This is a genomic window from Pseudomonas sp. (genome assembly GCF_035554175.1).
Lineage (GTDB): Bacteria > Pseudomonadota > Gammaproteobacteria > Pseudomonadales > Pseudomonadaceae > Aquipseudomonas.
In genome coordinates, this window is the sequence record NZ_DATMIV010000023.1 from 68,514 (window position 1) to 81,381 (window position 12,868).

Genomic DNA, 12,868 nt, shown 5'->3' on the forward strand with positions numbered 1-12,868 from the left:
GAGTACATGGCCGTTTCCCTCGTTGCGCCGCCAATTCCCACCCCGCAACGCGCCGTAACCCGGCGCCTGGCGATTGCCGTTGGCGCGCTGTTTATCGCAGGGGTCATTGCGGCAGTCAGTACTTTGCTGGGCATCGCCAACTCCCTCGACGCTCAGGACCTGGAACACAATCAGTTCTACTCGTCGCGCGCCGTGGAAAACCGTATCACCACCTCGAAAAACTACATCACCAGTTACGCCTACTGGACCACTGCCTATGAGGCCTTGAGCGGGCCGGTCGACACCAACTGGGCGTATACCGAGCAGAACATGGGCAAAACGCTGTTTACCAGCGATGGCTATGACGGTGTATTCGTCCTTGATCGCAACCGCACCAAATACGCGTTGATTCGCGGGCAAATGGTGGACACCGACGTGTCGACGGTGCTGCAGACACCCGCCTCGGAGCTGGTCGAGCAAGTGCTGAGTCAGCCCGATCTGACCAAACCGGTCAGCAGCTATTCGCTGTTCGAAGGCTGGCCCGCGTTGATTACCGCCGCCGCGATCATTCCCAATGACGAGCGCCCGCTGGATGAGCTGAGAAATACTTCGGTGCTGGTGTTCGTCGACAAGCTCACCCCGACCAAACTGCGCAAGATCGGCAGCGGTTATGGCCTGACCAACCTGACTCTGGCCCCGGATCAAACCATCGAAGCCGGCCAGCCACGGGTGCCGCTCGACAGTACCGGTCACAGTCTGGTGGCGGATCTGCAACGGCCCGGGCAGCAATTGCTGTGGTCATTGACCCCGCCGCTCGGCGCGACCTTTGTGGTGTTGATGCTGCTCACCGCGTATTTCTTCCGGCACGCGCTGCGCTCATCGCAATACGTCGACAACAGCATCCAGGCGATGCAGGCCTCGAACCGGGCACTCGAAGCGGCCAACCATGCGCTCGAGGCCAGTGAAGAGCGCTTTCGCGCCGTGGCCGAAGCAGCGTCGGACTGGATCTGGGAAGTCGATGGCGACCTGTCGCTGACGTACCTGTCGGCCCGTTTCAGCGAAGTCACCGGCTACCCGCAAGCCTTTTGGCTGGGGCAGGACATTGGCGAACTGCTGTCGTGCGATACCACGCCGCTGGAGCTGTGGTTACGCAAACTCAGCGCAGAGACCAGCGCCGGCGACTTGCGTTGCACCTACCGCGATCACTCCGGGCAACCGCGCCATTGTCGGCTTTCCGCCCGGCCGATTTTCGACAAGGACAAGGTCATTGGCTATCGCGGGACCGCCAGCGACATCACCGACGAAGTCGCCGCCCATGCGCAGATTCAACACCTGTCGATGCACGACGCCCTGACCGGTCTGCCTAACCGCAACAAACTGGCGCGTTATCTGGACGAAGTCCTGCTGCTCAAGGAGCATGCACCGCCGCTGTCGCTGCTGATGATCGACCTCGACAATTTCAAACCGATCAACGATTCCCTTGGCCACCCCGCCGGCGATGCGGTCCTGCAGGAAGTTGCCGTGCGCCTGCGCGAATGCACCCGTGAAAACGATATCGTCGCCCGCCTCGGTGGTGATGAGTTCGTCGTGGTGCTCAACGGCATGGACAGCCATCACGAAATCGACAAATTCTGCACGCGCCTGATCGGCAGCCTGCACCAGCCCATTGTTTACGAACAACATCCGTTGCACATCGGCGCGAGCATCGGTATCGCCCTCAGCCGTCGTCACGGTTTTGTCGCCAGCGATCTGATCCGCTATGCCGACATCGCCCTCTATCAAGCGAAGTCCGACGGCAAGAACACCTGGTGCTATTTCGAAGCGCACATGAGCGACCAGATCCAGACGCGCCGGCAAATGGAAGATGACCTGCGCCATGCGCTCAAGCACGACGAATTCGTGCTGCACTATCAGCCGCGCTACAAGGTCGACGGCAAGCAGATCGTGTCGGTCGAAGCGCTGGTGCGCTGGCAGCACCCGACCCAAGGACTGTTGGGGCCGGACGTGTTCATTCCACTGGCCGAGCAGACCGACCTGATCGTGCCGCTGGGCCGCTGGGTCTTGCGCGAAGCCTGCGAAACGGCGCTGGACTGGCCACAGGACATCCTCCTGTCGGTCAACCTGTCCCCTGCGCAATTTGCCTTGAGCGATGTGGTCGAGGACGTGCGCGAAGTGCTGGTCGCAACGCGTTTTCCGGCCAGTCGCCTGGAACTGGAGATCACCGAGAACGTGATGCTCAATGACACCGATGGCGCGCTGACCACCATGAACCAGCTCAAGGAACTCGGTGTGCGCCTGAACATGGATGACTTCGGCACCGGTTATTCTTCCCTCGGTTACCTGCGCGCCTACCCGTTCGACGGGATCAAGATCGACAAACGCTTTATCGCCTCGATCAGCAGTGGCACCAATGACCGTGCCGTGGTGCAGGCGATCATCGGTCTGGGCAAGGCCATGGGCCTGACGGTGACTGCCGAAGGCGTGGAAACCGAGGAACAACTGGCGATTCTCGGCAGAGATCAATGCAACGAAGTGCAGGGTTACTTCATGAGCCGGCCGATCGACAAGGCAGCTTTTGCCGACTTGCTGCGGCTTTCGCGACTGGCGCCGGCCGGCAAAAAGGGACGGGTGACCTGACCTCAGTCCTGGCCGGCCACCCGCCAGCCTCGTGAAACAATTGGCACGTTCAGCCGCTGTAAAACACCGCCAGCTTGTTGCCTTCGGGATCGCGCAGGTAAGCCACATAAAAGTCCGGCGTGTAGGCCTCGCGAGTGCCCGGCGGACCTTCGTCGCTACCGCCGTTGTCCAGCCCGGCCTTGTGCACCTGATCGACCTTGAGCCGCGAGTCGGCGCGAAACGCCGGCATCATGCCGTTGCCCGGGGTTGCCGGCTCGCCATTGAATGGTTGCGAGATGTGCACACTGCCGGGGCCGTTGGACTTGTCGGCGCAATCGGGCAGATAGAAACAGTAATGTTCTTCGCGATCATGAAGATAGCCGAGCGGCGCCAGGATCGCCTTGTAAAAGGCTGCCGAACGCTCCACGTCGTTGGCGCCAATAAACAGATAGCTGAGCATATGACGTCCTCCGATGGCCGTTTCAGCCTTGTGGCTGTTCCTCGCTGGGGGTGAAGACACTGCCGGCGTCGCGCACCAGTTGACGCCATTCGGCGCTGGTGATCAGGCCTTGCTCTGCCATTTCATCGGCGGCCTTGAGCAACTCGTCATATCGTTGCTCCGGATCCAGCTGCGTCTGTGTTTGCGCCGCCATTTTGCGCCAAGCCGCCAGTGATGCCTGTTTTTGTTGATCGAACATGGGGGTATCTCCTGAAAGACTCACCCGGTAGAAAGACAAGGCAGCAAGGAGGTTCAGGGCAGTCGACGGATGGACGATTCCTGCAAGAACGCAGGTAGTCCCGAGGCCGAAGCTTGCGCAGCATCGCTTCAACAACCCGCTGAAATTGTTTATTGACCCTAAAGGTCTGATCCGTGAAGTTAGTGCACGCCGGTTGCCATCAACGATGAAAAAAGCCTGTTCGCCATGTGTTTCCCTGGTTTCTTTTGACGTCGCACTGTTCATTGCCCGATCCCTGCTTGCTGGAGTTTTTCCGATGCCATCGCCCAAATCACTGCCCACTGCCCTGCTCGGACTGGCCCTCGCCTGCCCGGTGATGGCCGAGACCCAAGGTCTGCAGTTGGGGCAGGTGCTGATTTCGGCGGATGATCGCAGTGGCACTGATGCGACGGTCGAAGAGGCCGGGGAGCGCCTCGAACAGGTGCCCGGCGGCACTAACGTGGTCGACATGCGCAGGCCGCCGCAGGGCCGCGTTGCCAGTAATCAGGACGTACTGGCCTATCAGCCAGGGGTCTATGCGCAGTCGGCAGGCAACGAAGGCGTGAAGATTTCCATCCGCGGTTCCGGCATCAATCGCGCGCCCGGCGCCCATGCGTCGGGGCTGTACACGATGCTCGACGGCCTGCCACTGACCGGCCCGGGCGGCACGCCCTATGAGTTGCTTGAGCCGCTGTGGGTCGAGCATGTCGAAGTGCTGCGCGGTGCCAACGGGTTTGATCGCGGCTCGCTGGCGCTGGGTGGCGCCATTGATTACGTCAGCCACACCGGTTACACCGCGCCAAAACTGCAAGTGCGCTACGTCACCGGCAGCTACGGCTATCAGCAGCGCCAGATCAGTTCCGGGCAGGTGCTGGGGGATTTCGATTACTACGTGTCGCTGACCGGTGCCGACGCTGACGGCTATCAGGATCACACCGCCAGCGACCGCAAAGGCCTGATTGCCAACTTCGGTTATCGCTTCAATCCGAACCTGGAAACCCGCTTCTATTTTCGTTATCGCGAGACCGACAACGACCTGGCCGGCCGGGTGACCAAGCACTCCATCGAACACAGTCCACGGGCAGCCAACCCGGCGTATGTGGCGCGCGACGACAGCCGCAAGCAACCGGGCAGCACCTTCATCGGCAACAAGACCACGTTCTACATCGACGACGATTCCAGCATCCAGACCGGTCTCGCCTACCACGACTACCCGATGGACCTGCGCGAAGGCCCGAACCGCTTGAAGGTGGCCTATACCGACGTCAGCGGCACCTTCGACTACAAGCGCCGCGACACCCTGCTCGGCATGGAAAGCCGCAGCAATGTCGGCTTGCGCGTCACCAAGCATCTGCCCAACGACGGCGCCAGTGAGTTCGTGCGCATTCCGAGTGGCAACACCGCCGGCTATGCACCGGGCACGCGCATGCGCAACTTCACCTATCAGGGTTCCGACACCGTTCTGCATGTCGGCAACGACCTGGAGATCGCCAACGACCTCTGGCTGACCACTGGCCTCGCCGCCATCTACACCCGCCGCGAAAGTGCCGTGACCTATCCGCAAGGCGGCGGCAAAACCAGCCTCAATGACTGGGACTACGCACCGCGTATCGGCCTGCGCTATCAGCTCACCCCGGACGTGCAAGTGTTCGGCAACCTCAGCCGCTCGGTCGAGGCGCCGCACCCGTGGTCGCTGATTTACAGCTCCAACGTGCGCTTCCCGGCCGGCAGCGGCGCCGCCACTGGCACCCAGCGCGACCCGATCGAATTGCAAAACCAGACCGCAACCACTCTGGAACTCGGCGGCCGTGGCGACAGTGCAATCGGCGCATGGAGCCTGGCGTGGTATTACGCGCGAGTTCGCCATGAACTGCTTTCGGTACTGCCGAACGCCAATGCCGTCACGCCCTATGAACTCAACGCCAGTGCGACCGTGCATCAGGGCATCGAGGCCAGCCTCGACAGCCAACTCTGGAGCGCTGCCGACGGGCGCCGGTTGAGCCTGCGTCAGGCCTACACCTTCAGCGACTTCCACTACCGCGACGATGAGCGCTTCGGCGATAACCGCCTGCCGGGTTTGCCGATGCATTATTACCAGGGCGAACTGCGTTACGACTGGCCGCAGGGCTTCTTCGCTGCCGTAAACACGCAGCTGGTGTCAAAGGTCGCCGTGGACTACGCCAACAGCTACTACGCCGACCCGTACGCCCTGTTCGGCGCCACCCTGGGCTACAACGCGCCAAAGGGTGACTGGCAAGGCTGGGTCGACATGCGCAACCTGACCGGAAAACGCTACGCCGCGACTGTCACGCCGGGGTATGACGACAAAGGACTGGACGCCGCACGCTCGACGCCGGGTGAAGGGATGGGGGTGTATGTCGGGGTTTCCTGGAATTTGCTGTAAAGCCCGGCGTGCGGTGAGTTTTTCTTTGTTCAGGTCACCCGCCATGCCATGGCGCACCGACTTCCTGCAGCAAAACCGTGGGCATACTCTTCGTTTAATAGCGCAGCCAACCGTTTGTCCAGGTTGGCCTGCGCTTTCGTTTCAAACCCCATGCGCGCATAAAAAGGTGCATTCCATGGGACATTTTTAAACGTTGTGAGCGTTAGGGAACGCAGCCTGTTCGATCGCGCATAATCCTTCGCTGCCTCGACCAGACGCCGTCCCAAACCTTTTCCTTGCATCGAATGGCTCACTGATAGTTCATGGATATGAAGATCATCGACATGCCGCTCGGCACTCAGGAATCCCTGCGGCCGGTCTTGCATATCCACGGCGACCCAACAAGTCGATAAGCCAATGAGTTCACGATGTCGATCTACGGACATGGGAGCCGACTCGGCCAGCCAGCTCAATCCGTCAATCAATCTGAACGCCTGCGCAGCGCAAATCTCAATCGCCGGCAGGAACTGCGCATCTGCCGATGTGGCAAAACGGATGACTACATTCATCGCGGGCCTGTGCTGTAAGTGAGTGGTTGGAAGACAACCTGCTGGTTCATCGCTCAATGCGAACCGCATGAACCACTCTACCCCGTCGCTTTTGCTATGGGATTCGATAGTTCGCTGGTGACGCCAAGTCATTATCAGGCAAGCTATGAATCTTCCCTCAGGCTTTGGCCAGGGACAAGATCCGCCGAATTTCACTCATCATGGATGACCGCCCTAGTGAAAAAATCGCTCACCGCCCTGCTTCTTAGCTTCATGACCACCGCAACGCTGGCTGACATCAGTGCCATCGGCATCCAGTCCACCACCCTCCCCGACCGGCAAAACAACCGTCCGCTCGAGATGGTCGTCTGGTATCCCGGCACCACCACAGCCGCTGCACAATTGATCGCCGACGACGCGGTCTTTGTCGGTGCCTCTGCCGTTCGTGATGCTGCCCCCGTGGTCGGCGAGCATCCCTTGGTGGTCCTGTCCCACGGTTACCGAGGCAACTGGAGCAATCAGGCCTGGCTGGCGAGTGCGCTGGCCCACCAGGGTTATATCGTCGCTGCCGTCAACCACCCCGGAACCACCACTCATGACCGCAGCCCGCAGGCGGCCGCACAGTTGTGGCAGCGCCCCGCCGACCTGAGCCGGGTGATTGATGCAATCACTTCCCAACCGGATAAATTCGGCACCGTCGCCAAGGATCGGATTGCGGCGGTCGGCCACTCACTCGGTGGCTGGACTGCGCTGGAAATCGCCGGTGCGCGGTTTGACCCGGACCAGTTCGCGCAGGATTGCAAAGCACATACTCAGCTTTCCAGCTGCAAGGTCTATCAACAAATGAATCCGGTAGGCACCCCGGAATTAAAGACAGCATTGGCCGGTGACCTGCGCGACAAGCGCGTCGCCGCTGTGGTCTCGCTGGATCTGGGCCTGTCGCGCGGCATGACCAGCCAGAGCCTTGCGACATTGCCAGTGCCGACGCTGGTGATCGCCGCCGGAGCGCCGTCGCAGGATCTGCCGGCAGTACTGGAGTCAGCGGATCTGGCCAAGCGTCTGCCTCAGGCGTCGACACGTTATATCGAGATCGCCGATGCCAGCCATTTCAGCTTCATGTCGCTCTGCAAACCGGGTGCGGAGGCTTTGCTCGAAGAAGACAGCGCGGGTGACGGCATCATTTGCCGCGATGGCGACAATGCGCGGCCACGTGCGGTGATTCAGCAACAGGTAACGTCACTGATCAGCGATTTTCTGGCGCAGACCGCTACCAGCGAGCGCACCCGTTAAACAAAGTCCGTTTGCTCATGACCTTGGAATCGGCCACCCCGCCCTCATAACAGTCAGTATCGCCATTGTCCCCAAGAGGAAGTACACGCCATGACCACTCAAACCGAAACTGCCATTCTCGCCGGCGGCTGCTTCTGGGGCATGCAGGATCTGTTGCGTCGCTACCCGGGTGTGCTGAAAACCCGCGTCGGTTACACCGGCGGCGATGTGCCGAATGCGACCTATCGCAACCACGGCAACCACGCCGAAGCCATCGAGATCGAGTTCGATCCGGCAGTGATCAGCTACCGGCAGATCCTCGAGTTCTTCTTCCAGATCCACGATCCGAGCACGCCGAACCGTCAGGGCAACGATCTTGGCCCGAGCTATCGCTCGGCGATCTACTACCTCAACGACAAGCAGCGCGCGGTCGCCGAAGACACCGCTGCCGACGTTGACGCTTCGAAGCTTTGGCCGGGCAAAGTGGTCACTGAAATCGAACCGGCCGGCCCGTTCTGGGAAGCGGAACCCGAGCACCAGGATTACCTGGAGCGGATTCCGAATGGCTACACCTGCCACTTCATCCGGCCGAACTGGAAACTGCCCAAGCACGCTTGACGACAACAGCGTTGGCCGGGCTCGGTGCCTCGCCAACGCCGCACCCTGATCGAGTTACAAATGCACCGGCGCCGCTGCCGCCGTGCCCGGTTCCGGCACATCGACATTGACCCGCAGTGCGATCAGTACCGCCGCCAGCAACATCAGAAGCCCGGCCGCGACAAACACACCATGGATGCCGCTGAAGCTGAACACTGCACCTCCGGCAGCAGCGCCTGCGGCAATCGCCGACTGCACCGACGCCACGACCATGCCGCCCGCGCTTTCTGCCTGATCGGGTATCGAGCGCGCCACCCAGTTCGACCATGCGACCGGCACGCCACCGAAGGCCATGCCCCAGAGCGCCAGGAGCAACGCCTGCCCGGTGATTGAAGCCGGCAACCCGACCAGCGCCAGCGCAGCAACACCCACCAGCACCGGCATCAGCACCAACGTGCCGCGCGGACTGCGCTGCAACAGCCAGCCGGCGAACAGCGTGCCGGCAAAGTTCGCCACTCCGAAACCGAGCAGCATCAACGCCAAGGCCTGCGGTCCGACGCCAGTGGTGCTTTCGAGAAATGGCCGGATATAGGTGAACAACGCGAAGTGACCGGTGTGCACCAATACGCAGCCGAACATGCCGATAGCAATGCCCGGCCGCAGCAACACCTCAAGCACCGTGCGCAGGCGTGACGGACGATGGGGCGTCAGACTCGGTAACGTGAACATTTGAAAAACCAGCGTCACCACGCCAACGGCTGCCGCCGCGAAGAACGCACTGCGCCAGCCAAACTGTCCGCCGAGATAACTGCCCAACGGCACCGCCACCACAGTACCCACAGCGATCCCGCTGAAGATGATCGACAGCGCACGCGGCAGCAGCGCGGCCGGCACCAGACGCATAGCCACGGCCGCCGCCATGCTCCAGAAACCGCCCAAGGCTATGCCCAGGAGGATTCGCATCATCAGCAAGACCGTGAGGCTGGACGAGAACGCGACCAGCAGATTCGAAGCGATCATCAGTCCCGAAAAACCGAGCAACACCAGCCGCCGATCAAGGCTGCGCGTCAATCCTGGCACCAGCAATCCGGCAAACAACGCCACAACCGCTGTCACCGTCACGGCTTGGCCGGCCAACGCTTCGCTGACGCCGAGATCGAGCGCCATCGGCGTCAGCAGGCTGGCCGGCAGATATTCCGCCGTGAGCAGACCGAACACTCCCATCGCTAGCGAAAACACCGCCATCCACGCAGGTGTCGTCGGCTCCTCGTCAGCGCGCGTGCCCAGGCCGGACTGCCCGTCACATACACAATCATTCATCGCAAGACTTCCTCAGACATTGTCGAGAGGGCAGTCTATTGATAGCAGTCAGGATGATCTATGATGCGCAGTCTTGAACTTTTGATCGAAACCCCGAACATGAGCAACACTGATCCCTTCTCACTGTCCTCAGACCTCATCACTGAATTGCTGCGCAGCATGCGTCTGCGTGGCGTGCAATATCGACGGATCCACGCCGGTCCGCCGTATGGCCTGGGTTTCAGCGACAAACTAGGCCATGCGTATTTTCACTTCATTGCCGCTGGATCGGCGGTGTTGCGGTTTGAGGACGGCAGCGTGTACGAATTGTCGGTAGGCAATGCGGTATTCATTGCCCATGGTGCCGCGCACCAGTTGCTGTCACACAAAGGTGCCGAAGTGCAGGACATTGACAGCGCCGTCGCCGCTCCACTCGGCGAAACGGTATGTGCGGTGCAGGTCGGGCAAAGCACCGACTCGCGCGATAGCGCTCTGCTCTTCAGTGCCTGTATGGAGTTCGAACTCGGCAGCCTGCAAGGTCTCGGTCGGCTGATGCCCGGACTTATGCTGATCGACGCAGGCGGGCAGCGTTATCCGGGATTGGTGCCGATCCTCGCGACCATGGAACGCGAAGTCAGCGCAGCGCGCATCGGCTTCGCCGGCATTCTCGCTCGCCTCGCCGACGTGGTGGCCGCGATGATCGTTCGCGGCTGGGTCGAATGCGCTTGCGGCAACGCCTCTGGTCTCGTCGCCGCCCTGCGCGATCCACGTCTGGCCAAGGCCTTGCTGGCTTTGCACCAACAACCGGGCCGCGACTGGAGCGTCGCCGAACTGGCAACGCTGTGCAACACCTCACGCTCGGTCTTCGCCGAACGCTTCCAGACCATCCTCGGCACCCCGCCGCTGCGCTACGCGACCGAACTGCGAATGCGCCTGGCCAGTCAGTGGTTGACGCTGGAAAGGATGCCGATCGAAAAAGTGGCGCAACGCTTGGGCTATACCTCCCAAGCAGCGTTCAGTCGTGCGTTCAAGCGCATCACGGGGAGCTCGCCGGGAGCAAGTCGGCGCCAGCGCTGAAGACAAAAATCGCCGTAACAGAACCGCACTCATTCTGTGCCACCCTCACCGCCGGATTCTGTCCAGCCCTGCACTCACCCGTTGCGCAGCCTGCAAATCCCCACGCGCCTCCAATTCCTGCGCCACTTGCCGCAACTGCTCAACCGTCATTCCCACATTCAGACTGATCTTCAAATGCGACTCCAGTTGCGACTCCACCCCAGCCATCGCTGCCAGCGCGCCAACAGTCGCCAGTTCCCGATCCGTCCATTGCAGGTTGTCGCGAGCGAAGATGTCGCCGAACAAGTGCACTTTCAGAAACTGATCGATCGCCGGGGCGAATTCGAACAGCGGGCCGGACACTGGCGCGCCGACCAAGCGGGTCTGATTGTCAGTGCCGAGTTCGGTCAGCGCATACCCCGACGGCACCGGGCCGGGCTCGCGTCCTGGCGCGTCTTCGATGCCCCGCGCGGCGCGTTCCTCCACGACGTTCATCAGCAGGGACAAGGCGTTGAGGCTGCGCGGGAATCCGGCGTAGGCATACAGCTGCACCAGAATTTCCTTGGTTTCGCTGAGACTCAGCCCAGCGTCGAGGCCGCGATTGAGGGCGTCGTGCAAACGCGGCATGTCGCCGATGGCGGCGTTGGCGGCAATCGGAGCGATCGCCAGTTGCTTAAGGGTCAGAGGCTGTTCTTTCATGATCGATTTCTCCGGTGATCGGGAAGGATTGGCGCCAAGAGGATTCACGCAGACTGCGCTGGTGAGGACCGCGCAGCCGAGGATTGCGGCTCGAAGAAGACGCCGTTGATGCAGCGTTGTCCGGTTCATCAATGATCTCCTCACTCATCCAAAGTGAACGTCACCCGCACATCGCCGCGCCCCAAGGCCCCAGCCAAGTCCTGCGGGCGGTCGATGCGACCAAGACGTGAATAGCGGTAAGCCGAATCGAAGGTTTGGTAGAAGACCACCAACGTATCGTCGCCGTACAAAAGGAAATCGCCATTGTGGATCGTGCCCGGGCGGTACGGCCGGGTGGGCAGTGGCGGCTGCACGGTGGCGTATTTTTCGTTACTGTGCAGGTCGGTCATGTCCAGGCTCAGGGGCAATCGCGTGAGCAGTTCCCGTGTGCTCGGGTTGTCATCCAGAGCAATTGCAAAGCGGTGTTCTCCGACAGTCATCCACATCGTGGTGTCCTGCGCAGCGGTAGTGGCAGACAGAGCAAAGGGCACCCATGTCATCAGCGCCAATCCCTTCCAGGTATTCGCAAAGATTTGCATGACTCTGCTCCGTCGCCTGGGCGTTACTTCAGGTTGCTCTGGAAGAACTGCGTCAACTTGGCGAAGGGAATCTGCTCGACCCGGTCATACAGATCGACATGGCCGGCATTCGCTACGATCACCAGCTCTTTCGGCTGCCCGGCGAGACGGAATGCCTCTTCGCTGAACTCGCGCGAGTGCGCTTCGGCACCGGCGATAAACAACATCGGGCGCGGCGAGATACTCTCGATATCGACGAATGGATAGAAGTTCATGAACTTGGTGTTGCTGCTCAGCGTCGGACGCGTGGTCTGTTGCGGCGTCGAGCTGGCCGGGGTGAATTCGCCGCGCGGGGTGCGGTAGAAATCGAAGAATTCACGCTGGATCGGGTGCGTGTCGGCCTTCAGTTCCAGCACCGTTCCGCCGGTGTATTCGACCTTGCCGCCGGTGAACTCGGCGTAACGCTGTTCGGCCGCTTGCGCGATGATCTGCTTGCGCTGCGCAAGAGTTTGCGAGTGCTTGAGGCCGTCACGGTTGGCCGCGCCCATGTCGTACATGCTGACCGTGGCAATGGCTTTCATCCGCGGGTCGATTTTCGCTGCACTGATCACAAAACTGCCGCTGCCGCAGATGCCCAGCACGCCGATGCGCTCGCGGTCGATGAATGGCCGGGTGCCGAGGTAATCGACGGCGGCGCTGAAGTCTTCGGCATACATGTCCGGTAACACTGCGTTGCGTGGCGCGCCCTCGCTTTCACCCCAGAACGACAGGTCCAGCGACAGAGTGACAAAGCCCTGCTCCGCCAGTTTCTGCGCATACAGATTGGAGCTTTGCTCCTTCACTGCGCCCATCGGGTGGCCAACGATAATCGCCGCGCTACGTGCTGCCGGATCGACTCCCCTGGGGATGAACAGGTTGCCGACGACGTTGAGTTGATATTGGTTCTTGAAGCTGACCCTCTGCATGGTCACCTTGTCGCTTTTGAAAAAGTTGTCGGCACCGTGGGACATGTCAGCTCCGAATGCAGTGAATGAACTCAGGAGAAACCCGAGCAGTACGAACAGTCGTTTCATGGGGGCGTCCTTGATCGAGAAGCCAGGCGAGGTCGAGGTGGGGATATTGTTGCGCAGGCTTGAGGCTTTGATTAGC

General features: G+C 61.0%; 12 protein-coding genes. 5 read left to right on the forward strand and 7 right to left on the reverse strand.

Features of this window, described 5'->3' with window-relative positions; all coding sequences use genetic code 11:
• Positions 1-6 precede the first annotated feature (6 nt).
• Positions 7-2,616: a bifunctional diguanylate cyclase/phosphodiesterase gene (locus VNV36_RS12740; protein ID WP_325718064.1), complete on the forward strand. Its 2,610-nt coding sequence runs from the start codon at positions 7-9 to the stop codon at positions 2,614-2,616.
• 49 nt (positions 2,617-2,665) lie between these two features.
• On the opposite strand, the gene VNV36_RS12745 is transcribed toward VNV36_RS12740, so the two are convergent.
• Both VNV36_RS12745 and VNV36_RS12750 read right to left on the reverse strand, forming a co-directional pair.
• A complete protein-coding gene (locus VNV36_RS12745) occupies positions 2,666-3,055 on the reverse strand; it encodes a VOC family protein (RefSeq protein ID WP_325718065.1) in 390 nt (129 codons plus the stop codon).
• 22 nt (positions 3,056-3,077) lie between these two features.
• A complete protein-coding gene (locus tag VNV36_RS12750) occupies positions 3,078-3,557 on the reverse strand; it encodes a hypothetical protein (RefSeq protein ID WP_325718066.1) in 480 nt (159 codons plus the stop codon).
• 31 nt (positions 3,558-3,588) lie between these two features.
• Here VNV36_RS12750 and VNV36_RS12755 point away from each other — a divergent pair, with 31 nt between their 5' ends.
• Positions 3,589-5,715, forward strand: coding sequence for a TonB-dependent receptor family protein (locus tag VNV36_RS12755; RefSeq protein WP_325718067.1), 2,127 nt, complete (start codon positions 3,589-3,591; stop codon positions 5,713-5,715).
• A 29-nt stretch (positions 5,716-5,744) separates the two neighbouring features.
• Here VNV36_RS12755 and VNV36_RS12760 read toward each other — a convergent pair whose 3' ends face one another.
• Positions 5,745-6,263 carry a GNAT family N-acetyltransferase gene (locus tag VNV36_RS12760; protein ID WP_325718068.1) on the reverse strand — a complete coding sequence of 173 codons (519 nt, stop codon included), beginning with the start codon at positions 6,261-6,263 and terminating at the stop codon, positions 5,745-5,747.
• 252 nt (positions 6,264-6,515) lie between these two features.
• Here VNV36_RS12760 and VNV36_RS12765 point away from each other — a divergent pair, with 252 nt between their 5' ends.
• Both VNV36_RS12765 and msrA read left to right on the forward strand, forming a co-directional pair.
• Positions 6,516-7,532 (forward strand): alpha/beta hydrolase family protein, encoded by a 1,017-nt coding sequence (locus VNV36_RS12765; RefSeq protein WP_414705513.1) that lies wholly within the window; start codon positions 6,516-6,518, stop codon positions 7,530-7,532.
• 90 nt (positions 7,533-7,622) lie between these two features.
• On the forward strand, positions 7,623-8,129 hold the full coding sequence (gene msrA / locus VNV36_RS12770; protein WP_325718070.1) for a peptide-methionine (S)-S-oxide reductase MsrA: 507 nt from the start codon (positions 7,623-7,625) through the stop codon (positions 8,127-8,129).
• Positions 8,130-8,183: 54 nt separating this feature from the next.
• Here the strand turns inward: msrA and VNV36_RS12775 are convergent, their stop codons facing one another.
• On the reverse strand, positions 8,184-9,428 hold the full coding sequence (locus VNV36_RS12775; RefSeq protein WP_325718071.1) for an MFS transporter: 1,245 nt from the start codon (positions 9,426-9,428) through the stop codon (positions 8,184-8,186).
• A gap of 63 nt (positions 9,429-9,491) precedes the next feature.
• Here VNV36_RS12775 and VNV36_RS12780 point away from each other — a divergent pair, with 63 nt between their 5' ends.
• Positions 9,492-10,484, forward strand: a complete 993-nt coding sequence (locus VNV36_RS12780) for an AraC family transcriptional regulator (protein WP_325718072.1) — start codon at positions 9,492-9,494, stop codon at positions 10,482-10,484.
• Between the two features lie 45 nt (positions 10,485-10,529).
• Here VNV36_RS12780 and VNV36_RS12785 read toward each other — a convergent pair whose 3' ends face one another.
• Genes VNV36_RS12785 through VNV36_RS12795 form a run of 3 tightly spaced genes read right to left on the reverse strand, consistent with a single transcriptional unit; the run spans position 10,530 to position 12,792 of the window.
• Positions 10,530-11,291, reverse strand: a complete 762-nt coding sequence (locus tag VNV36_RS12785; RefSeq protein ID WP_414705509.1) for a carboxymuconolactone decarboxylase family protein — start codon at positions 11,289-11,291, stop codon at positions 10,530-10,532.
• An 11-nt stretch (positions 11,292-11,302) separates the two neighbouring features.
• The gene (locus tag VNV36_RS12790; protein WP_325718074.1) at positions 11,303-11,740 is read right to left on the reverse strand and encodes a cyclophilin-like fold protein; all 438 of its coding nucleotides are present in this window, start codon (positions 11,738-11,740) and stop codon (positions 11,303-11,305) included.
• 23 nt (positions 11,741-11,763) lie between these two features.
• Positions 11,764-12,792, reverse strand: coding sequence for an alpha/beta hydrolase (locus VNV36_RS12795; RefSeq protein WP_325718075.1), 1,029 nt, complete (start codon positions 12,790-12,792; stop codon positions 11,764-11,766).
• Positions 12,793-12,868: the final 76 nt, after the last annotated feature.